Below are 22,436 nucleotides of genomic sequence, written 5' to 3' on the forward strand. Positions count from 1 at the left end.
CGCTCGGATAAACGATCGTGTGGTCGCCCAGCCGACCCCGATGTCGGCTGGGCACTCGTCCGGTTCCGGTCAGGCTGACCCGCGCCCGAAAGCGCGGGGCCTCCTCAGCTTGCCCGGCGGGTGACGGGGGTCCGCGCGGCGATGCCCGGACGGCGCGGCTCCGGGGGGACGGGGATGGCGGGACGCTGCGGCGGTATCTGCACCGTCGGCAGCGGGCGCACCAGGCCCATGGCGATCACCTCGTTGGCGAGGCGGGTGCGGCGGTTGATGCCCTCAGGGATGCGGAACTTCTGGTACAGCCGCAGCAGGTGCTGCTTGACCGCCGCCTCCGTCACGACGAGTTCGAGCGCGATGTCCTTGGCCGCGGCCGGGGCGACGAACGCCTCGTCCGACAGCGCGGGACGGCACAGCGCCGTCAGCACGTCGAGTTCCCTCCGGGTGAGCTCGGGCGCGACGGCCCTGCGCAGTTCGGTTTCCGGATCGACCTCCTCACGGGGGATGCCCCCCAAGCGGCCTCGGGCGGTGCCGAAGCTGATCACGTCTCCGTCTTCGAGGACCCTGCGGGCGATCGGACGTCCGTTGACCCTTGTCCCCGTGCGCGACAGGCCCATGTCGACCACGTAGACGTACGGTCCGCGCCGGACGATCTCCGCGTGCAGCCTTGCCACGCTCGGGTCGTCAAGCCGGATGTCCACCCCCCTTCCTCTGCCGACCGTCGTGACGTCGGGGCGAAGCGGCACGACCGCGCCGCTCTCCTCGATGCGTATGAACGGCCCCTCCACTGTGGTTCCTCCCACTCAGTTAGCGACCCCTGTCGTGCGGGTTACCCGTCGCGTGGAACGTCACACGACCTACTCGTGGGTAGCACTTTGGCCGTCGCGGGGTTTGCCATGGCAGGGCGTAAAATCACCGGGTGATGACAGGCGAACATCCGGGTCCCGCCGCTCCCCCCGGCGGCGAAGGCCGGCCCCGGCGCGGGCAGGAGGGCGGCCGACGGCGTCGCCGCACGGCCCCCCGGGAGTCCTCGGGCCTCAAAGGCCAGGCGTACTACGCCCTGGTGGCCGGGGGCGTCTTTCTCGGACTTCTCACCGCCTGGCAGAACTTTCGCGTCGGCACCTATGTGATGGCCGCCTCGATGCTGCTCGGCGCGGCTTTGCGCGTCGGGCTCCCCGAGTCACGGCTCGGGTTTCTCGTCACACGCAAAAAATGGACGGATGTGGGGACCATGGCAGTTCTCGGCACGGGTCTCGCCGTCCTTGCCTTCCTGGCGCCGCGTGGCGGGTAAGTGAGAACTTTGTCAAGCAATGAAAACCGGGGGTGGCGGTCTAGACCTGTGAGCCCCCTCGGATACCCTCCCCAGTGAGCCTTACAAGGGACCGCAGGGGCGAGGAAAGGGAAAGCCACCAGCCATGCCCAAGATCAAAGTAGAGGGCCCCGTCGTCGAACTCGATGGCGACGAGATGACCCGGATCATCTGGCAGTTCATCAAGGACAGCCTGATCCTGCCTTACCTCGACGTCGACCTGAAGTACTACGACCTCGGCATCGAACACCGCGACGCCACGGACGACCAGGTCACCATCGACTCCGCCAACGCCATCAAGAAGTACGGCGTCGGCGTGAAGTGCGCCACCATCACCCCGGACGAGGCGCGCGTCGAAGAGTTCGGCCTGAAGAAGATGTGGCGTTCCCCCAATGGAACGATCCGCAACATCCTCGGCGGCGTGGTGTTCCGTGAGCCGATCGTCATGCAGACGATTCCGCGTCTGGTGCCGGGTTGGACCAAGCCGATCATCATCGGCCGACACGCGCACGGCGACCAGTACCGCGCGACCGACTTCGTCGTGCCCGGCCCCGGCACCGTGACGATCTCCTACGTCCCCGACGACGGCTCGCAGCCGATGGAGTTCGAGGTCGCGAAGTTCCCCGGCGGCGGCGTCGCCATGGGCATGTACAACTTCGACGACTCGATCCGGGACTTCGCGCGCGCCACCATGCGCTACGCCCTGGACCGCAACTTCCCGCTGTACATGTCGACCAAGAACACGATCCTCAAGGCTTACGACGGCCGCTTCAAGGACCTGTTCCAGGAGATCTTCGACGCCGAGTTCAAGGCCGAGTTCGACGCGGCCGGCCTCACCTACGAGCACCGCCTCATCGACGACATGGTCGCCGCGGCGCTCAAGTGGGACGGCGGCTTCGTCTGGGCGACCAAGAACTACGACGGCGACGTCCAGTCCGACATCGTCGCGCAGGGCTTCGGCTCGCTCGGCCTGATGACCTCGGTGCTGATGACGCCGGACGGCAAGACCGTCGAGGCCGAGGCCGCGCACGGCACCGTCACCCGGCACTACCGCCAGCACCAGGCGGGCAAGCCGACCTCGACGAACCCGATCGCGTCGATCTTCGCGTGGACCCGTGGCCTCGCCCACCGCGGCAAGCTCGACGGCACCCCGGCCGTCACCGACTTCGCGCACAAGCTCGAGCAGGTCTGCATCGAGACCGTCGAAGCGGGACAGATGACCAAGGACCTGGCCCTCCTCGTCGGCAACGACACCCCGTGGCTGACCACCGAGGAGTTCCTGCACGCCCTGGACGTCAACCTCCAGAAGAAGATCGCCCTGTAAGGCGTTCCGCGCGGGCCCGTCCTCAGCACGGGAGGACGGCTCCGCGCACCAGAGCCGCGCATCTCACCGGGGGTGCGCGGCTCTTCGCGTGATGCGCCGCGATAGCCTGACGGGTGCAGTATCTCGATACCGAGAGATCCCGCCCATCTTGGAGTGATCGCGAAATGACTCGCACCCCTGTCAACGTCACGGTGACCGGCGCCGCAGGCCAGATCGGCTACGCGCTGCTGTTCCGCATCGCCTCCGGGCAGCTCCTCGGCGCTGACGTGCCGGTCAAGCTGCGCCTTCTGGAGATTCCGCAGGCCGTGAAGGCCGCCGAGGGCACCGCGATGGAGCTGGACGACTGCGCCTTCCCGCTCCTGGCGGGAATCGACATCTTCGACAACCCGACCGACGGCTTCGCGGGCGCGAACGTCGCCCTGCTCGTCGGCGCGCGCCCCCGCACCAAGGGCATGGAGCGCGGCGACCTGCTCGAGGCCAACGGCGGCATCTTCGGCCCGCAGGGCAAGGCGATCAACGACGGCGCGGCCGACGACATCCGCGTCCTCGTCGTGGGCAACCCGGCCAACACCAACGCGCTCATCGCGTCGGCCGCCGCGCCGGACGTGCCCAAGTCGCGCTTCACCGCGATGACCCGCCTCGACCACAACCGGGCACTGTCCCAGCTGTCCGTCAAGACCGGCGTACCGGTCACTGAGCTGAAGAAGCTGACGATCTGGGGCAACCACTCGGCGACCCAGTACCCGGACATCTTCCACGCCGAGGTCGCGGGCAAGAACGCCGCCGAGGTCGTCAACGACGAGAAGTGGCTCGCCGAGGACTTCATCCCGACCGTCGCCAAGCGCGGCGCGGCGATCATCGAGGCGCGCGGCGCGTCGTCGGCCGCCTCCGCCGCGAACGCCGCGATCGACCACGTCTACGACTGGGTCAACGGCACCCCCGAGGGCGACTGGACGTCGGCCGCGATCCCGTCGGACGGCTCCTACGGCGTCGCCGAGGGCATCATCTCCTCGTTCCCGGTGACCTCCGAGAACGGCGAGTGGAAGATCGTCCAGGGGCTGGAGATCAACGACTTCTCCCGCACCCGGATCGACGCCTCGGTCGCCGAGCTCGTCGAGGAGCGCGACGCCGTCAAGGCCCTGGGTCTCCTCTGAATCTGACGCTCTGACGCGTCCCTGATCCGCCCGTCCAGGCCACCGGAGGCCCCGGACTTCCCTCGCGGGAGGTTCGGGGCCTTCGGGTTTGCCGGGAAGTTCTGGTTGGTATGGGCGGACTTTGCGGGTTTTCGTCGTTCTAGTGCGAGACGGACGAGTGAGAGGAGAAGATCATGAGCGGTGGACGACTGGACGGAACGAAGGTTCTGGCGATCGTCACCAACTACGGGGTGGAGCAGGACGAGCTGACCGTCCCGGTGGAGCGGCTGCGCGATGACGGCGCGGACGTCGAGATCGCGGCCCCGTCGCGGGAGCCGATCCGCACGCTCGTCGGGGACGAGAAGCCCGGCGACGTGGTCGAGCCGACCGAGACGCTCGGCGAGGTCGACCCTGCGGGCTACGACCTGCTGCTGATCCCCGGCGGCGCGCTCAACGCCGACAACCTGCGCATGGACGACGACGCCCTGGAGATCATCCGCAGCTTCGCGTCGTCCGGCCGCCCCGTCGCGGCGATCTGCCACGCCCCCTGGGCCCTGGTCGAGGCCGACGTCGTGAAGGGCAAGAACGTCACGTCGTACATGTCGCTGAAGACCGACCTCGGCAACGCGGGCGCGTCCTGGCAGGACAGCCCCGAAGTGACCGACAAAACCGGCTACACGCTCATCACCTCGCGTACCCCGAAGGACCTCGAGCCCTTCCTGGACGCCATCGAGCGGGAACTGACGCCCGTGTGATCATGCCGCGCCGGAGATCGCCTCAAGGGTGCGGCCCTTCGTCTCGGCGATGCGGCGGCGGACGAAGACGAACGACAGCGCCGCGAAGGCCGCGTACATGAGGTAGGTGCCCGGCAGGCTCCAGGCGCTGAGGCTCGGGAAGGTCAGCGTGACGAGCCAGTTCGCGAGCCACTGGGTGGCCGTCGCGACGCCCATGGCGGCGGCCCGGATGCGCAGCGGGAACATCTCGCCGAGCAGCACCCAGACGATCGCGCCCCACGAAAGCGCGTAGAACAGCACGAAGACGCTCGCGCCGACCAGCGCGGTGAGGCCCCAGCCGAACGGGAGGACGCCGCCGACCGTGTGGGTGAACGCGTAGGCGGTCGTCGCCAGGGCCACGGCCATGCCGAGCGAGCCCGTCATGAGGAGGGGGCGGCGGCCGAGGCGGTCGACGAGGGAGATCGCGACGAACGTGCCGATGAGGTTGATGACCGAGGTGAACAGGCTGAGCAGGAGCGATCCGCTCTCCTCGACGCCGACGGACTGCCAGAGCGTCGCGGAGTAGTAGAAGATCACGTTGATGCCGCACAGCTGCTGGAACGCGCACAACGTGATGCCCGTCCAGACGACGGGCAGCAGGAAGCGCGGTCCGCGCAGGTCCGACAGCCGGGCCTTGCGCTGGCCGAGCGCCTCCTTGATCCGTGCGACGTGCGCTGCGGTGTCGCCGCCCTCGATCCGGTCGAGGATCGCGCGGGCGGCGTCGTCGCGTCCGGCCCGCACGAGATAGCGGGGCGATTCGGGCATGACCGTGCTGAGCAGCAGGTAGACGGCGGCGGGCAGCAGGTTCACCAGGAACATCCACTGCCAGGTGTGCAGGGGGCCGATTGTGCCGGCCGAGCCGTCGCCGACCGCGGCGAGCACATAGTTGACGAGCTGGGACACCACGATCCCGAGCACGATCGCGAGCTGCTGGAGCGAGGCCAGGCGGCCCCGGTAGGCGGCGGGGGAGACCTCGGCGATGTACGTCGGCGCGATGACCGACGCCATGCCGATCGCGACGCCCCCGGCCATCCGCCACGCCGCGAGGTCCCACACGGTGAACGGCAGCGCCGAGCCGATCGCCGTCACCGCGAACAGGACGCCCGCGACGCGCTGCGCGCCGAGCCGTCCGATCCGGTCGGCGATCTGGCCCGCGACGGCCGCGCCGACCGCCGCGCCGGGCAGGTCGGCGGCCACGACGAACCCCGTCACGCCGGGGTTGGCCGGGAACCGCGTCTCGATCCCGTGGATCGCGCCGTTGATGACCGCGCTGTCATAGCCGAACAGGAACCCGCCCATGGCGGCGGCCGCGGCGTACCCGGTGACGCGCAGCAGACGCGGATCGCGCATCGGTTGCCTTCCTTCAGACGGTTTGACGGGTTCAGGCGATCGACGCGCCGCCGTCGACGTTGAGCGCGACGCCGGTGACATAGGACGAAAGCGGCGAACACAGCCAAAGCGCGGCCTGCGCCTGCTCCTCCGGGGTGGCGAGCCGCCCCATGGGGATGCGTTCGATGAGCTCACGGGTGCGCTCGGGGTCCTCGGCCATCTGCTTTTCGACGGCGGGCGTGAGGGTGCGTCCGGGGCTGAGCGCGTTGACGCGGATGCCGTCACGCGCGTACCGCAGCGCGGCCGCCATGGTGAGCCCGAGCACCCCCGACTTCGCCGCCACCCACGGCGACAGCCCGCCCGACACGTTCAACCTGGGCGAGGCCGCCGTATTGACGATCGCCCCGCCACCCCCCTGCCGACGCATCTGCTCGATCTCGTGCGCCAGCGCCGCCCGCACCCCCTCAAGCCCGACCCCCATCACCTTGGCCCACTCCGCGGGCCCCGGCTCCCTCCCCGGCTCGTCAGGCGTCCCCAGCCCGGCATTGTTGACCGCCCAATCAAGCCGCCCATAATGATCAACAACCGCCGCGACAAGCAGCTTCAAGTCTTCCCCCGAGGCAGCATCAGCCGCCACGAAGACCGCAGTCCCACCCCCCTCCTCAACAAGCGAAACGGTCTTCCGCCCCTCAACATCATCGACATCCCCGACGACGACCTTCGCCCCCTCCCCGGCGAACGCAAGCGCCATGGCCCGCCCGATCCCCCGAGCCGCCCCCGTAATGAGCCCGGCCCTCCCCTCCAGCACCCCTCGCGCCCCCGCCAAGGTCCCACCCCCTCCCCCAACGTCGTCACCCCACCCCACCCCCCAAAACCCCACCCCCCACCCAACACCCAGCAAACGATCACCCCACCCCAGACACAACAGCGAGGAATACGCGCGGTTGATCCCGCCCAGGCACTAGGGCACGATCCGTTATCGTGGACCTGACCTGAGTCGGAGCGGGGGAGACGCGATGCCGACGAATGCGCCTGACGTACCCGGTGCCGACGTTCCCGAGTTCTTGACCTGGGATCAGCTTCAGCGGCTGCCGGAAGAGATCGTCGCGGAGATCGAGTTGTGGGATCGCCGTGTGGTGTGGAACCGGCGCGGGCCCATGGAACACCAACAGTTCGCCGTCCGCATGCGGAACGCACTGGAAGCCCACGCCCGGCGCGCCATGCGCGCCCGCGGCGAGGGGGACCAACCGCCGTGCTGGCAGGTCGGCGTGGAGACTAACGTGTTCTTCTCCGAAGACAAGTCCAGCTATCTGACCCCTGACTTCCTCGTCCGCAGATGCCTGCCCCGGGGAGCGGACACCACCGCGGCCGACGTCGTCATAGCCGGTGAGGTGCTGTCCGGTTCTGACACGCCGAAGCGGCGTGTGTGGAAGATGGACCGCTACGCCGAAGCCGGGATTCCCTGGTACTGGGAGATCGAGCTCGACTCCGCGGCTTCCTGGGACATCTCCGTCGTGCGCGCGTACGAACTGGCGCGCGTCCTGGCCACAGACCTCAAGGTGAAGCCGCTGCGCCCGGCCTTCTACGTCGCGGTCGGCGAATGGGAACCCCGAGACCCCGCCATCGACTTCCCCGAACCCTTCCCCCTACACATCCCCTGGGACGCCCTCGCCTTCTGACGGACCCAGGTCGGCAAGTACGAGGGTAATCAGGGCGCCGGTGACGGCGGCGGCCGTCCATCCTGCGATGTGGAGGCCGTGCAGGAGGGAGTGCGAGCCGGTGACGATCGCGACGAAGACGGCGAGGCTCATCGCGCCGCCGACCTCCTTGGTGGTGGTGGCCAGGGAGCGGCCGCGCGCCAGGCGCAGTGGGATCAACGGGTCGCGGGTGCGGGCTTCCACCACAAGCAGCAGCGCGAGCAGGATCGCCCCAGCGGCCAGCGCTCCGGCGACGCGCGGCGACCCCCATCCGGAGTCCGGGCCGCTGGCCAGCCCGAACACCAGCAGCGCCGAGCCCGCGGTGGCCAGGACCGCGCCCGGCACGTCGAAGGCGCCGGGTGTGCGGGCGGGGTCGACGGGCAGCAGCCGTGGCGCGGCGAGCGCGCAGCCGAGGGCCAGGGGCACGTTGACGAAGAACACCCACTCCCAGCCCAGGTAGTTGGTCAGCACCCCACCCAGCAGGGACCCGGCGGCCAGCCCGGCGCTGCCCGCCATGCCCCAGGCGCCAAGCGCCCGGTTGCGGTCGGGACCCTCGGCGAACCCCCGGTAGATGAGGGTGAGGGTGGCCGGCGTCAGCAGGGCCCCGCCCATGCCCTGCACCGCGCGGGCGGCGACCAGCAGCCCGGATCCGGACGCCAGGCCGCCGGCCAGTGACGCGACGCCGTACAGCGCCAGCCCGGTCATGAACATCCGACGCGGTCCGAGCCGGTCCACGGCCCGTCCGCCGAACAGCAGGAGCCCGCCGAGCCCGATCGCGTAGGCGGAGACCACCCACTGCGCCGATGACGGGCTGAAGCCCAGCGCCTTTCCGATGTCGGGCAGCGCCACGTACACGATGTTGTAGTCGAGAGCCACGATGAGCTGCGTCAACGCGAGCAGCCCAAGGCGTAGCCGATGCGATTCCATGGTCACCTACATGCCGTTGATTTACTACACGCCGTTCAGTTAACGACACGGCGTACAGTAGTCCAACTCTGTAGAGTGTCAAGCGTGAAAGAGCAGACCGTGAGCCGACGTGCCCGGCTACGCGTGCAGACCAGCGACGAGATCAAGACGATCGCGCTGCAGCTCATGGCCGACGGCGGTCCGGGCGCCATCTCGCTGCGCGCCATCGCCCGCGAGATGGGCATGACGGCCGGCGCGATCTACAGCTACTTCGCCACCCGCGACGACCTGATCACCACCCTGATCGGCGACCTCTACACGTCGGCGGTCGAGGCGGGGGAGTCCGCCCGGGACGCCGTACCGCCGACCGACGCCGGCGGCCGGATCATGGCCTGGGCCCGGGCCATGCGCGAGTGGGCGCTGGCCAACCCCGAGGGCTTCCGGCTCATCTACGGCGACCCGGTGCCCGGCTACCACCCACCCGAGGACGGCCCCGGCAAGGCCGCCGAACTGCGCGCCTGCACCGGCCTCCTCGGCCTTGTCGCCGCCGCCTGGCCGACCGCCCAGGCGCATCGAGGAGACGACCGGCACTACGACTGGGCCGACTTCACCCCGGGCCTGGTCGCCCACGCCCGCGAGGAGTTCCCGGACCTGCCCCCCGCGGCACTCGCCCTGACCATGCGCGTCTGGGGCCGCATGCACGGCCTCATGGCCCTGGAGATCTACGGCCACCTGCGCACCCTCACCCACGACCCGGCGAGCGTCTACCACGACGAGATACGCGACCTCATCACCTCCCTCGGCCTCACCCTCTGATCCGGGCGGCGGGCGGTCAGGCTCGGGTCAGGTAGAGGAGGGAGTTGGCTTCGGGGGGCGGGGGCAGGCGCACCGACGGGGTGAGGGCGACGAGGGTGTGGATGAGGGCGGAGACGTTCGCGGCCTGGGCACGGCAGTAGGGCATGGCGCGGACGGCCACGAGGAGGAAGACGGCGGCGAAGTACAGGCGGGCGTCCTGGGGTTCGGTTCTGGTGAGCTGTCCGGCGACGATCGTGCGGGCGGCGACGGCGAGCCGCCGTCCGCGCCCTTCCGGGACGCCCTCGACGATCGCGTCGAAGGCGCGGAGCGGGTCCTCGGGCGGCGTGGGCACGTCGTACGGCTCGTTCCACGCCGTTTTGAGCCCATATGACCGGTCCGGGTCGGCGATGCCCTGCCGGGTCAGTCCCAGGTACTCGCAGCTGTGCTCCACCTCGGCGAGGAAGGGGATGACGGGTGCGCCGAAGGCGGACGGGAACGCGCGGGCGTCGTCAAGGGCGACGCAGGTGTCCGCGAAGCGTTTCAGCGCGTTGGTCGTCTTCTGGCGCTCGGCGATGAGGTAGCGCTGCGCCGTCTCCTGTGTCAGGCGGGTGCGCGCGTTCCGCATCATGGCCGCTTGCTGGGCCGGCGGCTCGCGCGACGGCGGATGGGCGATGCCCGGGAAGTCCCGCAGGCGGTCGAGCACGCGGGACAGCGAGACGGTCCAGTCGTTCGCCGAGTCCGGCAGTCGAGTGGCGGGGCTCATGAGCCATGCCCGGTGTAGGCGCCGGTCCGGGACGGGAGGGGTGAGGTCCTCGGGGAGCACGTCGATCATGCCGAAGTCGGTGGCGCGGTCGAGGACGACGAGGAGCGCGTTCAGCCGACGGTCGGTCTCCACCACGGACCGGGGGCCGAGGAGACGGTGCAGTTCGCCGGCGCGGCGGGTGAACACCGGACGCATGATCTCGGCGACGAGGGGGTCGGCCGCGCACTCGTCCTCGGCGGTCGTGAGCGCGGCGGCCTCGAGGGCGAACACGAACTGGAGCGTGGCGGAGCCGTAGGGGGCGAGGGCGAAGATGCGCGCGTAGGCCGTGAGGTGGGGGCGGCGGAGGCCGGTGCCCCGGGCGTCGAGCTTCAGGTAGGGGTCGAGCCAGTCCATGGCGAGGTCGGGGTAGGCGGCGAGGCGTTGGGGGGAGGGGGTGTAGGGCCAGGTGGCGCCCAGGGTGCGGTGGAGGCGGGGGATGTCGTCGGTGAGGGTCCACAGGGTGTGGCCGGATGCGGCGGGGAGGGTTGCGGCGTCGGGGCCGGAGAGGATCGCGGGGGACGGCGGGAGGTAGACGGTGGTCGCTTCGGAGAGGCGGTTGAGCCACGCGAGGAACGGCAGGATCTCGCTCGCTGGAATGCCGGTCGCCGGGCCGGGCGCGACGGGTTCGGGGTGGTGTCCGGTGGGAATCGCTTCGCGCAGGTAGCGGGTCCAGAGGTCCTGGGAGACGGGGTGGGCGCAGATTTCGGTGCCGTTGTGGAGGCGGATCACGTCCTGGAGGGCGCGGGCCGCGGTGATGGCGTTGATGAGGCGGCGGCGGTCGGGGTTGGGGCCGGTCTCCTCGGTGAGGAGGGCGTTGAGGGCGGCGCGGGTCGCGGGGTGGAGTTGGCGGGCCTCGTCGGCGCAGGCGAAGGCGAGGGTGAGGGCGGGGACCGTGCCCCTGTCCAGGCAGGCGCGGACGACGGGGGTGGCGTCCGCCCGTGACGCCCACAGCAGCGTCGTCTCCCGCAGCCAGGGGTCATGCACGCCGTCGAGGAGCAGGGGCAGCAGGTCGGGGTGTTCGCGGATGTGCGCGGCGGTCAGGTACTCCTGGAGGGTCAGGTGGGCGAAGGCGTAGCAGCCCTGTTCGTGTTCCACGAGGAGGCCGCAGCGGGTCGCCTCGGCGAGGAACAGGAGCGCGAGCCCCGGCCGGTCGCCGACGGCTTCGCGCAACGGCTCCTCGACGGCGCGGACGGCGTCGGCCTCGGAGAGGTCACGGACTCCGCGCTCGGTCATCTGGAAGGCGAGGTGGCCCGCGACCGCCTCCTTCTGCGACCCGGACAACCCCGTGGGGTCGCTGAGCGACTTGCTCTCCTGACGCCGGTGGAGCAGCACCTCGCACATCTCGGCGTACAGGGCGGCCCGGGTGCCCGGCAGTGAGCCGCGGTACCGGTGCACGTTGGCGATCATGGTCAGGAGCAGCGGGTTGGCGGCGAGGTCGTACAGCGACGGTTTGGCGCGCAGCCGGGCGACGAGGTCGGCGGCCTGGGCGTCGGCGGCTTCGCGGACGTCGGCGTCGGAGCCCTCGCGGGCGCGGCGTTCGACCGCGCGGTACCAGCCGTGCAGGAACTCCGCGACCTGGTCGGCGGTGAACCGCTGGACCTGGAGCACGTCGGCGTTGGGCAGCGGGTTGGACTCGTAGCCGTGCCGCCGTGAGGTGACGACGAAGGCGTTGCCGGGGTAGCGGGCGATCTGGTCGCGGACCCAGGCGACGACGCGCCGCCGGTCGGCCTCGTCGGCGACCTCGTCGAGGCCGTCGAGCAGGACGACGCAGCGGCCCGCCTCAAGGTGTCCGGCGAGCCAGTCGGCTTCGACGGCCCCGCGCAGCCAGGGCGCGGCGACGGCGACCTCGGGCAGCCCGCGGGCGTCGCCGGAGAGGATCGCGGCGGTGTGGCCGCGCAGGTACAGCAGGACGGGCACCCGCCTCGCGCGCCGGAAGGCGCGTCGCCAGGGCGGGCCCGGGGGCTCGGACAGCGCGAGCGCGGTGTGCCGGACGAGTGTGGTCTTGCCCGATCCCGGGCTGCCGATGACGGCCAGGACGCGTCCGCCGTCGAGGAAGTCCGCGAGCGGGCGGCGTTCGCCGGGATCGGCCCGGACGCCGACGCCGGGGTCGCCGGACGTCTCGCGCGCGGGCCTGGGGCGCAGCGCGACGTCCACGTACACGTGCTTCATCCGCAGGACGAACTCGCCGCGGGTGACGAGCCCGAGCGTCTCCATGTCGGAGACCGAGGCGTGCAGTTGCCGTCGGTAGCGGCTGAGCCTCCCGCGCAGCGCCGTGTCGCCGCCCGGTGCGGACGCGCCGGTGCCGAGCACGCCGAGGAGCGCCGCGCCGAACGCGGGCGCGATCCACGGCCAGGCGAACTCGCCGTCGTTGAGAATCTGGTTGCCCGCCACCCCGCCGACGACGACCGCCGTCGCGATCGCGGCGTTGCGCGCCGTGCGCCGAGCCCGCATCCGCACTTCCCCTGCTGTCGGAAACCCCGTGTATGCCAGATAACAACGGAGCGTCCGCTTGGGTGGCGGTTTTCATAGAGATGAGATGGTGCGGGGGGATTTGTGGGTCAGGTGAGGAGTGCTGTGCCCGGGCCGGTGAGGTCGGCGACGGCCGAGCGGCGGCCGGAGGCGAGGAGGAGCAGGGAGGCGATGGGGGCGGTGGCTTCTGGGCCTTGGCCTGCGGTCCAGGGGATGTCGGTGGCTACCAGGCGGACGTTCTTGAGGCGTTTGCGGGCGTGGAAGGGGAAGCCCATTCGGTAGACGGTGTCGGTGCTGAAGCGGGCGGCTTCCAGGGGCATCGGGCGGGCGACGCCGAGTGGCCGTGCGATGTCCTGGCCGTGGATGAGGATGTCCAGGAGGGCGTAGGACAGGCGCTGGCCGAGGGCGAGGCGGCGTGAGCCGGAGGAGGCGCGCAGGGTCGCGGTGATCTCGGCGGTGGGTTTGCGGGCGTCGCGGCGGGCCGTGGCGTCGACGAAGCGGTCGAAGTTCCCGCGCGCCCTGACGACCCCGGCCAGGACGTCGCCGAGGCGGGCGGTGGGGCCCGCGGTGAGGTGGGCGGCGACCTCGCGGACGGTCCAGCCTTCGCACAGTGATGGCGTCGCCCACTGGGCGGGGGTGAGGGCGTCGAGGAAGTCGGCGAGCGAGGCGCGTTCGGCGTCGATGTGCCGCCAGATCTCCGCGTCGTCCATGGTGATCCTGCCCGGGGTATCGCTTCTGTCCGTTGACGCACCCATGTCCGCTCCCGTCCGTTGCGCTAGCATGGTCCGAAATAAAGTCAGGCTCTCTGTCTAAATTAGACAGAGGTTCTGACCATCGTCAAGGAGGTGCGCCGGTGCCCGACGAGCTCGGACTCGGGGTGCTGCTGTTCATCCCCTACCGGGAGATGGAACGCCGGGTGTTCGCCGCGCTAGAGGAGGCGGGGCACCCGCTGACGCCCGCGCAGGCACGGCTGCTCGCCAGGATCGACCCCGGCGGGTCGCGCGCGGCCGACCTCGCGGAGTCCGCCCAGGTGACGAAGCAGACCGCGGCCTACCTCGTGGAGCAGCTCGAGCGGGCCGGGTACGTCGAGCGGGTGCCCGACCCGTCGGACGGGCGGGCCAGGCTCGTCAGGCTGACCGCGCGCGCCGAGTCGGCAAGACCCGTCGCCGACGCAGCCACCGCCGCCGTCGAGGCCGAGTGGCTCGCCCACCTCGGCCCGCGCCGCCTCGCCGCGCTGCGCGACGCCCTCACCCGCCTCCGCGACATCACCGACCCCTACCAGGACCGGGACTAGACCAAAGACGTCCGGGCGAGGGCGAGGAGGTCTTCGTCGGTCGAAGGCTGGGTGATGAGGGTGAGCCCCAGAGGCAGCCCGTCGAGCTCCGCCAGCGGAAGGGTGACGGCGGGGGCGGCGGCCAAGGGCGCGAGGCAGGAGAAGGGCAGAAGACGCACGCGCGGGAAGTCCTCGGTAAGGGCGGGCGGTGTGAACGGCACGGTAGGAACCGCCAATACGCTCCCGCGTAGACGGGTCCGCAGGCTCGCCCCCGCGTGGTCGACCTTCTCGCGGGCGGGCGCGACGTCGTGGTCGGTCAGCCGCGCGGCGTGCGCGAACCGCGCCCCGATGGACTGCCCGAACGCGGGGGTCGTCGAGCTGATCCATGGCCCGAGCAGCCGCCACGCCTCCGCGCCCTGGACCGTCGCGAACGCCGCGATCGCCTCACGCCACTGGGAGGGCCGCTTGAACAGGGGGGTGCGGTCGGCCTTCAGCAGCCCCCGCAACCGCCCCAGGACCGGCTCGTAGGCTTCGCGGACCCGTTGCGGCACCTCGGACCACAGGTCGTCGGGCACGAGCAGCCATTCGAGCGCGACGGTCTGCTGCGCGGGCGGGTCGAGCAGCGCGAGCGCGACGCGTTCCAGCGTCGCGGCGTCACGTGCCATCACCCCCGGCACGTCGAAGGTGGGGGCCAGAGGCACCATCCCCGAAGCGGGCATACGCGCGTGCGAAGGCCGCCACCCGTACAGGCCGGTGAAGGCGGCCGGGACGCGGATCGACCCCGCGGTGTCCGACCCGAGCCCGACGTCGGCGTCCCCGGACGCGACAGCCGAGGCGCACCCGCTGGAGGAGCCGCCCGTGTAGTGGCCGGGCGCGAGCGGGTTGCGGGGCGAGCCGTAGTGGACGTTGGTCCCGGCGAGGCTGTAGGCGAGCTCGTCCATGTGCGCCTTGCCGACGATCGGCGCGCCCGCCCGCCGCAGCCGCGCGACGACCTCGGCGTCCTCCCCGGGCGGCGCGTGCTCGGCGAGCCACACGGGGTTGCCCGCGCCCGTCGGCCAGCCCGCGACGTCGATGTTGTCCTTCACCGCGACGCGCAGCCCGTCGAGCGGGCCGTCGGCGGGCGGGGCGAGCGGGCCGTCGCCGATCCACGGGACCAGCGGTGCGATCTCCTCCATCCCCCCTTCTTACCTTCCCCGCGCGGCCCCGTACGCCCAAGGGAAGGCAACGTCGCGTGTCCCGTCGGGCGGGCCGCGCGCGGCGCGGGTATCGTGCCGCGCGCGCTGAGGGGGAGGAGTGCCCGTGCGGGCTGTGACGTGGTGCGGGGTGTTGGTGCTTTCCGGCGGCATGCTGGTGGGGGCCGCGCCCGCGGTGGCGACGGGTTCCCCGGCGCTCCGCCTCAAGGTCGACGCGTGGGGCGACGCCCGTCCCGGCGGGGTCCTCGACTTTCTGGTGACGGTCGCGAACCGGGGCGCGAGCGCGTCACGGAAGGTCGGTCTCACGGTGACGGTGCCGCGCGGCATCGACGTCATCGGCCTTCCCGCCGGATGCCGGGAGAAGAAACGCGTCGTCAGGTGCGGCCTGGGCACACTCGCCCCGAAGTCGGTCAGCACGGTGACGGTCTCCGGCATCGTCAAGCCGACGGCGCGGGGCCGTCAGACGGTCGTCGCGGAGGCCGACGGCGCAAGCGCGCGCACGACGGTCCGTGTGAAGCCCGGCACGGACCTCGCCGTACGCCTGCGCACCCCGCGCGGCTCGGACGGCCCGTTCCGCTTCCACGTCCGCGCGCTGAACAAGGGCAAGCGGCCGGCCCGCAAGGTGAGCGTGACTGTCGCGGTGCGCGGCGCGCGGTTCACGAAGGTCCCGTCGGGCTGTCTGACGGGCCCGCGCCGCGTGGTCTGCGACGCGGCCGCGCTCGACCCCGGCGCGATGGTCGGGTTCGCGTTCCGGGCGCGCCCCGAGCCGGGACGCCGCGCGGTGGAGATTTTCGCGACGGTCGACGCGGCGAAGGTGGGCGAGACGTTTCCGGAGGACAACGGCGCGTTCACATCCGTCCCAGTCGTCCGACTGCAGCGGGATTAGCGCTTTCTCACGGTTTCCGACAGTTTCCTATCAAGATCGTGCGCTAGGGTGCTGGCACTCCGAAGTCAACAGCAGGGGAGTTGCGCTGTGCCGCGCGTCGCCGGAAGCATCCTGGTCGCCACCGCCCTAGCCGCCGGGACCATCCTGACCGGTTCGGTCGCCCACGCCGCCCCCGTGGCCCCGCCGAACACCGTCCCCGGCCTGGACGTGAGCTACTGGCAGGGCCCGAACGTCAACTGGAAGACCATCGCCGACAACGGCGCCAAGTTCGCCATCATCCGGGCGACCCGCGGCACCTCGACGGCCGACAACGCGACCCCGTACGTCGACCCGTACTTCGCGCGCAACGCCGAAGAGGCGCGCAAGTACGGCATCATCCAGGGCGCGTACCACTTCGCCGGGCCCGACAAGTCGTCCGGCGCGACCCAGGCGAACTTCTTCGTGGACAGCGGCGGCGGCTGGAAGCCCGACGGCATGTCCCTGCCGGGCGCGCTCGACATGGAGAGCGACCCGTACTCGACCCTGCCGAAGGTGCCGGGCCTGCGCGTCGACTGCTACAACCTGACGCCCAAGCAGATGATCGCCTGGATCAGGGACTTCTCGAACACCTACTTCAAGCGCACCGGCCGCTACCCGATGCTGTACTCGAACCAGAACTGGTGGCGCAACTGCACCGGCTCCCCGGCCGAGCCGAACGGCACTGCCGCGTTCGCGCTGACGAACCCGCTGTGGGTCGCCAACTACAAGGACCCGGTGAAGTACCCGGAACCCGCGATGCTCGGCGGCTTCAGCAAGTACACGTTCTGGCAGTTCTGGAACGGCAACGACAAGCCGCTCTTCCCCGGTGACCAGAACCTGTTCCCCGGGACGCTGAAGCAGCTTCGCGCGTTCGCCAAGAAAGCCGACAAGCCCGTCGCGAACGTCGGCGTGAAGGTGACGAAGAACGGCAAGTACCGCGTCGGCAAGAAGGCGTCGGTCAAGGTCCAGGTGACCAACACCGGCCCGGACGCCAGCGGCACGACCCGCGTCTACGTGAAGTTCCCCGCCAAGAAGCTGAAGGCGACCGGCTTCCCCAAGGCGTGCAAGAAGGTCTCCTACGGCCTCAAGTGCGTCTGGAAGACCCTCCCGGCCAAGAAGGCGGTCAACTTCAAGGTCTGGTTCACCGTCACCAAGCAGCTCAAGCCGGGCCAGAAGCCCGCGGTCACCCTGGGCCTGCAGACCCCCAACATCCTCGACCCCGGCAAGAAGAACAACACGTCGAAGGTCACCCTCCCGATCACCCGCTGACCCCTCTGTTCGAACCCGGGGAACCCGGGGGCGGCGCTAAGGTGAGACCGCCCCCGTCCGCCCTGCGAGAGGTCTGTCGATCATGGCTGATTCCTTCGTCCACCTGCACGTTCACACCGAGTACTCGATGCTCGACGGTGCGGCGAAGGTCGGGAAGCTGACGGACCGGGCGGCCGAGCTGGGCATGCCCGCGATCGCCATGAGCGACCACGGGAACCTGCACGGCGCGTACGAGTTCCACAAGAAGGCCAAGGGCTCCGGGGTCAAGCCGATCATCGGGATCGAGGGGTATGTGAGCCCCGAGTCCCGGTTCCACAAGCAGCCGGTGTTCTGGGGCGAGCCGCACCAGCGCAAGTCCAACGAGCAGACGGGCCTGGGCGGCGACGTGTCGGCGTCGGGCACGTATCTGCACAAGACGATGTGGGCCTACAGCGCCCAGGGACTGCGCAACCTCTTCCGGATCTCCTCCCTCGCGAACTTCGAGGGACGGATGAAGAAGTACCCGCGCATGGACGACGAGCTGTTCGACCTCTACCACGAGGGGATCATCGCCACGACGGGCTGTCCGTCGGGCGCGGTGCAGACGCGGCTGCGGCTCGGCCAGTACGACAAGGCGCGCGAGCACGCCGCCAAGTACCAGGACATCTTCGGCAAGGAGAACTACTTCCTCGAGCTGATGGACCACGGCGGCATCCCGATCGAGACCGGGGTGCGCGAGGACCTGCTGAAGCTCGGCAAGGAGCTGGGCATCCCGCCGCTGGTGACGAACGACTCCCACTACGTCACCGCCGACCAGGCGACGGCCCATGACGCGCTGCTGTGCGTCGGCACGAACTCCCTGATCAGCGCGCCCGACAGGTTCCGGTTCTCCGGCGGCGGCTACTACGTCCGCTCGGCCGACGAGATGCGCGGCCTGAACCCGACCTCCGACGTCTGGCAGGACGGCTGCAAGAACACCCTCCTGATCGCCGAGCGCGTCGAGTCCTACGACGACGTCTTCGCCTTCCGCGACCTGTACGCCAAGTTCCCGGTCCCCGAGGGGGAGACCGAGATGAGCTGGCTGCGCAAGGAGTCGCACAGGGGCGCGGCCGAGCGGTACGGCGAGCCCGTCCCGGCGCACATCACCGAGCGGATCGAGTACGAGCTCGGCGTCATCGAGAACATGGGCTTCCCCGGCTACTTCCTCGTGGTCGCCGACATCTGCCGCTATGCCCGGGACAATGGCATCTGGGTGGGTCCGGGCCGTGGTTCGGCGACGGGTTCGATGGTCGCCTACGTGACCCGGATCACCGAACTCGACCCGATCGAGCACTCGCTGCTGTTCGAGCGGTTCCTGAACCCCGAGCGCATCTCCCCTCCCGACGTCGACCTCGACTTCGACGAGCGTCGGCGCGGCGACATGATCCGCTACGTCACCGAGCGGTACGGCGAAGAGAACGTCGCGCTGATCGTGACGTTCATGACGATCAAGTCCAAGCAGGCCGTCAAGGACTCAGCGCGGGTGCTCGGCTACCCGTTCGCGGTCGGCGAGAAGATCACCAAGGCGTTCCCGCCCGCCGTCATGGGCAAGGAGATCCCGCTCGACGGCGTCTTCGACCCCAAGCACCCCAGGTACGCCGAGGCGTCCGAGCTGCGCAACCTGTACGAGGAGGACCAGGACGTCAAGCGCGTCATGGACACCGCCCTCGGCCTCGAGGGCCTGACCAGGACCACGGGCGTGCACGCGGCGGGCGTCATCATCTCCTCGCAGCCGCTGGTCGACGTCATGCCGGTCGTCATGCGCCCCGACGACGGCGCCCGCATCACCGGCTTCGACGGCCCCTCGAGCGAGTCCATGGGCGCGCTGAAGATGGACTTCCTCGGCCTGCGCAACCTCACGGTCCTCGGCGACGCGGTCGAGAACATCAAGAAGAACCGCGGCGTCGAGGTCGACATGCTCAACCTGTCGCTTGACGACAAGAAGACCTACGAGCTGCTGGCGCGCGGCGACACCCTCGGGGTGTTCCAGCTCGACTCCTCGATGATGCGCGACCTGACCAAGCTGATCGCCCCGGCCCGGTTCGAGGACATCTCGTCGGTCCTGGCGCTCGGCCGTCCGGGTCCGATGGGCGCGAACGCGCACGTCAACTACGCGCTGCGCAAGGCGGGCCAGCAGGACATCGTGCCGATCCACCCGGGCCTGAAGGACGCGCTCGAGCCGATCCTCGGCACGACCTACCACCTGGTCGTCTACCAGGAGCAGGTCATGGCCATCGCGCAGCAGCTCGCCGGGTACACGCTCGGCGGCGCGGACATCCTGCGCCGCGCGATGGGCAAGAAGAAGAAGGAGGAGATGGACAAGCAGTGGGCCACCTTCTCCTCCGGCATGGTCGACAACGGCTACACCGAGGAGATGGCCAAGGCCGTCTGGGACGTCCTGGAACCCTTCTCCTCCTACGGGTTCAACAAGTCGCACACCGCCGGGTACGGGCTGGTGTCCTACTGGACCGCCTACCTGAAGGCCAACTACCCGGCCGAGTACATGGCCGCGCTGCTCACGTCCGTCGGCACGAACAAGGACAGGATGGCGATCTACCTCGCCGAGTGCCGCAGGATGAAGCTGAAGGTCCTGCCGCCGGACGTGAACGAGTCGCTGCTCCGCTTCGCGGCCGTCGGCGACGACGTCAGGTTCGGCCTGGGCGCGGTCCAGAACGTCGGTGAGAACGCGATCAACGGGATCATCAACGCGCGCACCGAGCAGGGCAAGTTCAGCGACTTCAACGACTTCCTGAAGAAGGTCCCGCAGATCGTCTGCAACAAGAGGACGATCGAATCGCTGATCAAGGCGGGGTCGTTCGACAGCCTCGGCCACCCGAGGTTCGGCCTGATCCAGGTGCACGACACCGCGATCGACTCCGTCATCGACGTCAAGAAGAAGGAGGCGATGGGGCAGGACTCGCTCTTCGGCGCGTTCGAGGACGCCGACGACTCCTCCGCCGACGCCTTCAGCGTCACCGTCCCCGACGTCGAGTGGGACAAGAAGACCAAACTCGCCTTCGAACGGGAGATGCTCGGCCTGTACGTGTCGGACCACCCGTTGAACGGGGCCGAGCGGATTCTGGAGAAGAACCGGGACTACACGATCGTCTCGATCCTCGACGGCCAGGTCGACACGCGGGGCGAGTTCCGGATCGCCGGGATCATCTCGGGCGTCGACAAGAAGGTCACCAAGCAGGGCAACGTCTGGGCGATCCTCAAGATCGAGGACCACGACGCCTCGATCGAGGTGCCGTGCTTCCCGCAGACCTACCAGCTGTACGGGCCGAACCTCGCGCCCGACCTCGTCGTGTCGGTGACCGGCCGGATCAAGACCCGCGACAACGGCGAGGACGCGACAGTCTCGTTCACCGCCACCGGCATCGAGTTCCTCGACATCTCCTCGGCCCGCGCCGACGGCAAGACCCCCGTCGTGATCGGGCTGCGTGAGGAGCGGGTGAACCGCGACCTCGTGGAGGAGCTGAAGCGCATCCTCAAGGCGCACCCTGGCGACAACCCGGTGCACCTGCGGCTTGAGATGCTGAACCGGCGGGTCCTGATGATCAACCTGCCGGACTACGAGGTGAGCCTCGAGTACGGGGCGTTCGCGGGCGACCTGAAGGTGCTGCTCGGCCCTAGCGCGCTGGCGGAGGTGTGACGAGCCGGGGGCCGAGGGGGAACTCGCGCACGAGCCGCCAGTCCTCGTCGCCCCCGTGCTCCGACAGCTGGAAGGCCGCGCACTCGAACACCGCGTGGTAGTCGGCGAGTTCCTTGAAGGCGTGGTCGAGGCCCGCGTCGTCGAGGTTGTGCGCGACGGTCACATGCGGGTGGTACGGGAAGAACAGCTCGCGTTCCAGCGGCGGCCTGCGCAGCTTCTCTTCAAGCAGCGAGCACGGGCCGATGCCCTCGGCGACCTGGAGGAACACCACGGGCGTCACCGGACGGAACGTGCCGGTGCCGCGCAGCCGCACCCGGAACGGGTCGATCATCGTGGCGGCCCTGGCCAGATGGTCGATGATCGCGGGCATCTCCGCGGCGCTCACCGGCATCGGCGGCACGAGCGTGATGTGCGGCGGGACACGCCGGGCGAGCGGGTCCCCGAAGGACTCCCTCGCCCGGATCAGCGCGTCCGCGTAGGGCTCGGGGACCTCGATGGAGACCCCGATGACCGTGTCAGGCTCCACGCCTGAGCAGCCCCACCCGCTCGCGCACGACGCCCATCGTGCCGGCGGCGACCTCGGCGGCCCGGCTCGCGCCCTTCTCCAGAATCCGGTCGAGCTCGGCCGGGTCGGCCAGCAGTTCGAGCGTGCGGTCCCGGATCGGGGTGAAGACCCCGAGCGCGGTCTCGGCGAGCTCCTTCTTGAGCTGGCCGTAGCCCTGGCCCTGGAAGTGGCCCTCGAGCTCGATGATCGGGGTGCCGGTGAGCGCCGACATGATGGTCAGCAGGTTCGACACGCCCGGCTTGTTCTCCGGGTCGTAGCTGATCTCGGTGCCGGTGTCGGTGACCGCGCGCATGATCTTCTTGCGCATCGCGGCGGGCTCGTCGAGGACGTTGATGATGCCCTGCGGCGACGACGCCGACTTCGACATCTTCTTGTCCGGCTCCTGCAGGTCGGTGATCTTCGAGGTCGCCTTGAGGATGTAGGCGTTCGGCTCCACGAAGGTCTGGCCGAACCTGTGGTTGAACCTGCCCGCGAGCGTGCGGGTGAGCTCGAGGTGCTGGCGCTGGTCCTCGCCGACCGGGACCTGGAAGTCCTTCTCGCCGACGTGCGGGGTGTACAGCAGGATGTCGGCGGCCTGCAGGATCGGGTAGGTGAACAGCCCGACGCTTGCCGCGGCCGAACCCTGCTTGGCCGACTTGTCCTTGAACTGGGTCATCCGGGACGCCTCGCCGAACCCCGTCAGGCAGCTCAGAATCCACTGGAGTTCGGCGTGCTCGAACACCTGGCTCTGCGCGAAGACCGTCGACTTCTCGGGGTCGAGGCCCGCGGCGAACAGCTGCGCGGCCGACGCGCGGGTGCGCCTGCGCAGCACCTCGGGGTCGTACTCGACGGTGATCGCGTGCAGGTCGGCGAGGAAGTAGAACGCCTCATGGGTGTCCTGGAGCGGGACCCACTGCCGCACCGCGCCGAGGAAGTTGCCGAGGTGGAACGACTCGGCCGTCGGCTGGATCCCGGACAGGACCCGGGGGCGCGTGTTCATGGTCATCTCTCTTTTCCTCCGCCGGTAACCCCTGCCGCTTCGATTCTCC

General features: G+C 70.0%; 19 protein-coding genes. 10 read left to right on the forward strand and 9 right to left on the reverse strand.

Going from position 1 to position 22,436, the window contains the following annotated elements:
* Positions 1-104: 104 nt before the first annotated feature.
* Positions 105-782: an FHA domain-containing protein gene (locus tag R9X44_RS32135; protein ID WP_319818120.1), complete on the reverse strand. Its 678-nt coding sequence runs from the start codon at positions 780-782 to the stop codon at positions 105-107.
* A gap of 134 nt (positions 783-916) precedes the next feature.
* On the opposite strand from R9X44_RS32135, the gene R9X44_RS32140 reads away from it, so the two are divergent.
* The 4 genes from R9X44_RS32140 to R9X44_RS32155 all read left to right on the forward strand — a co-directional run bounded on the left by R9X44_RS32140 (position 917) and on the right by R9X44_RS32155 (position 4,515).
* Complete coding sequence (locus R9X44_RS32140; RefSeq protein WP_319818121.1) at positions 917-1,285, forward strand: DUF3017 domain-containing protein; 369 nt, start codon at positions 917-919, stop codon at positions 1,283-1,285.
* A 124-nt stretch (positions 1,286-1,409) separates the two neighbouring features.
* Positions 1,410-2,627: an NADP-dependent isocitrate dehydrogenase gene (locus R9X44_RS32145; protein ID WP_319818122.1), complete on the forward strand. Its 1,218-nt coding sequence runs from the start codon at positions 1,410-1,412 to the stop codon at positions 2,625-2,627.
* A gap of 164 nt (positions 2,628-2,791) precedes the next feature.
* Positions 2,792-3,781, forward strand: a complete 990-nt coding sequence (locus R9X44_RS32150; protein ID WP_319818123.1) for a malate dehydrogenase — start codon at positions 2,792-2,794, stop codon at positions 3,779-3,781.
* A 173-nt stretch (positions 3,782-3,954) separates the two neighbouring features.
* Positions 3,955-4,515 carry a type 1 glutamine amidotransferase domain-containing protein gene (locus R9X44_RS32155; protein WP_319818124.1) on the forward strand — a complete coding sequence of 187 codons (561 nt, stop codon included), beginning with the start codon at positions 3,955-3,957 and terminating at the stop codon, positions 4,513-4,515.
* On the opposite strand, the gene R9X44_RS32160 is transcribed toward R9X44_RS32155, so the two are convergent.
* Positions 4,516-5,883 (reverse strand): sugar porter family MFS transporter, encoded by a 1,368-nt coding sequence (locus tag R9X44_RS32160; protein WP_319818125.1) that lies wholly within the window; start codon positions 5,881-5,883, stop codon positions 4,516-4,518.
* A 31-nt stretch (positions 5,884-5,914) separates the two neighbouring features.
* The gene (locus R9X44_RS32165; RefSeq protein WP_319818126.1) at positions 5,915-6,742 is read right to left on the reverse strand and encodes an SDR family NAD(P)-dependent oxidoreductase; all 828 of its coding nucleotides are present in this window, start codon (positions 6,740-6,742) and stop codon (positions 5,915-5,917) included.
* A 184-nt stretch (positions 6,743-6,926) separates the two neighbouring features.
* On the opposite strand from R9X44_RS32165, the gene R9X44_RS32170 reads away from it, so the two are divergent.
* Entirely contained in the window at positions 6,927-7,541 is a 615-nt protein-coding gene (locus R9X44_RS32170) for a Uma2 family endonuclease (protein ID WP_319818127.1), read from the forward strand.
* On the opposite strand, the gene R9X44_RS32175 is transcribed toward R9X44_RS32170, so the two are convergent.
* Positions 7,509-8,486, reverse strand: a complete 978-nt coding sequence (locus R9X44_RS32175) for an MFS transporter (RefSeq protein ID WP_319818128.1) — start codon at positions 8,484-8,486, stop codon at positions 7,509-7,511. The two genes, R9X44_RS32170 and R9X44_RS32175, sit on opposite strands and share 33 nt — an antisense overlap.
* 84 nt (positions 8,487-8,570) lie before the next feature.
* On the opposite strand from R9X44_RS32175, the gene R9X44_RS32180 reads away from it, so the two are divergent.
* Positions 8,571-9,281: a TetR/AcrR family transcriptional regulator gene (locus R9X44_RS32180; RefSeq protein WP_319818129.1), complete on the forward strand. Its 711-nt coding sequence runs from the start codon at positions 8,571-8,573 to the stop codon at positions 9,279-9,281.
* 16 nt (positions 9,282-9,297) lie between these two features.
* Here R9X44_RS32180 and R9X44_RS32185 read toward each other — a convergent pair whose 3' ends face one another.
* Entirely contained in the window at positions 9,298-12,513 is a 3,216-nt protein-coding gene (locus tag R9X44_RS32185) for an NACHT domain-containing protein (protein WP_319818130.1), read from the reverse strand.
* Between the two features lie 107 nt (positions 12,514-12,620).
* A complete protein-coding gene (locus tag R9X44_RS32190; protein ID WP_319818131.1) occupies positions 12,621-13,241 on the reverse strand; it encodes a maleylpyruvate isomerase family mycothiol-dependent enzyme in 621 nt (206 codons plus the stop codon).
* Positions 13,242-13,384: 143 nt separating this feature from the next.
* Between R9X44_RS32190 and R9X44_RS32195 the strand changes: the two genes are divergently transcribed.
* Complete coding sequence (locus R9X44_RS32195) at positions 13,385-13,825, forward strand: MarR family winged helix-turn-helix transcriptional regulator (RefSeq protein WP_319818132.1); 441 nt, start codon at positions 13,385-13,387, stop codon at positions 13,823-13,825.
* Here the strand turns inward: R9X44_RS32195 and R9X44_RS32200 are convergent.
* Positions 13,822-14,979: an amidase family protein gene (locus R9X44_RS32200; RefSeq protein ID WP_319818133.1), complete on the reverse strand. Its 1,158-nt coding sequence runs from the start codon at positions 14,977-14,979 to the stop codon at positions 13,822-13,824. The genes R9X44_RS32195 and R9X44_RS32200 overlap by 4 nt on opposite strands.
* A 124-nt stretch (positions 14,980-15,103) precedes the next feature.
* On the opposite strand from R9X44_RS32200, the gene R9X44_RS32205 reads away from it, so the two are divergent.
* From R9X44_RS32205 to dnaE, 3 genes are all read left to right on the forward strand, one after another.
* A complete protein-coding gene (locus R9X44_RS32205; RefSeq protein ID WP_319818134.1) occupies positions 15,104-15,883 on the forward strand; it encodes a hypothetical protein in 780 nt (259 codons plus the stop codon).
* A gap of 87 nt (positions 15,884-15,970) precedes the next feature.
* Positions 15,971-17,170: a GH25 family lysozyme gene (locus R9X44_RS32210; RefSeq protein ID WP_319818135.1), complete on the forward strand. Its 1,200-nt coding sequence runs from the start codon at positions 15,971-15,973 to the stop codon at positions 17,168-17,170.
* An 82-nt stretch (positions 17,171-17,252) separates the two neighbouring features.
* Positions 17,253-20,843 (forward strand): DNA polymerase III subunit alpha, encoded by a 3,591-nt coding sequence (gene dnaE, locus R9X44_RS32215; RefSeq protein ID WP_319818136.1) that lies wholly within the window; start codon positions 17,253-17,255, stop codon positions 20,841-20,843.
* Here dnaE and R9X44_RS32220 read toward each other — a convergent pair.
* On the reverse strand, positions 20,821-21,369 hold the full coding sequence (locus tag R9X44_RS32220) for a 2'-5' RNA ligase family protein (RefSeq protein WP_319818137.1): 549 nt from the start codon (positions 21,367-21,369) through the stop codon (positions 20,821-20,823). The genes dnaE and R9X44_RS32220 overlap by 23 nt on opposite strands.
* Positions 21,359-22,393: a tryptophan--tRNA ligase gene (gene trpS, locus R9X44_RS32225; protein WP_319818138.1), complete on the reverse strand. Its 1,035-nt coding sequence runs from the start codon at positions 22,391-22,393 to the stop codon at positions 21,359-21,361. Before trpS ends, R9X44_RS32220 begins: the two co-directional genes overlap by 11 nt.
* Positions 22,394-22,436: the final 43 nt, after the last annotated feature.

Origin of the sequence: Actinocorallia sp. A-T 12471, assembly GCF_033875155.1 — a bacterium.
Taxonomy (GTDB): Bacteria; Actinomycetota; Actinomycetes; order Streptosporangiales; family Streptosporangiaceae; genus Actinocorallia.

Excerpts from the sequence above, each read along its gene's own strand:
- R9X44_RS32140 (WP_319818121.1), top strand. The coding sequence starts at position 917 with ATGACAGGCGAACATCCGGGTCCCGCCGCTCCCCCCGGCGGCGAAGGC.
- R9X44_RS32145 (WP_319818122.1), top strand. The coding sequence starts at position 1,410 with ATGCCCAAGATCAAAGTAGAGGGCCCCGTCGTCGAACTCGATGGCGAC.
- R9X44_RS32150 (WP_319818123.1), top strand. The coding sequence starts at position 2,792 with ATGACTCGCACCCCTGTCAACGTCACGGTGACCGGCGCCGCAGGCCAG.
- R9X44_RS32155 (WP_319818124.1), top strand. The coding sequence starts at position 3,955 with ATGAGCGGTGGACGACTGGACGGAACGAAGGTTCTGGCGATCGTCACC.
- R9X44_RS32160 (WP_319818125.1), bottom strand. The coding sequence starts at position 5,883 with ATGCGCGATCCGCGTCTGCTGCGCGTCACCGGGTACGCCGCGGCCGCC.
- R9X44_RS32175 (WP_319818128.1), bottom strand. The coding sequence starts at position 8,486 with ATGGAATCGCATCGGCTACGCCTTGGGCTGCTCGCGTTGACGCAGCTC.
- R9X44_RS32185 (WP_319818130.1), bottom strand. The coding sequence starts at position 12,513 with ATGCGGGCTCGGCGCACGGCGCGCAACGCCGCGATCGCGACGGCGGTC.
- R9X44_RS32190 (WP_319818131.1), bottom strand. The coding sequence starts at position 13,241 with ATGGACGACGCGGAGATCTGGCGGCACATCGACGCCGAACGCGCCTCG.
- R9X44_RS32200 (WP_319818133.1), bottom strand. The coding sequence starts at position 14,979 with ATGGAGGAGATCGCACCGCTGGTCCCGTGGATCGGCGACGGCCCGCTC.
- dnaE (WP_319818136.1), top strand. The coding sequence starts at position 17,253 with ATGGCTGATTCCTTCGTCCACCTGCACGTTCACACCGAGTACTCGATG.
- trpS (WP_319818138.1), bottom strand. The coding sequence starts at position 22,393 with ATGACCATGAACACGCGCCCCCGGGTCCTGTCCGGGATCCAGCCGACG.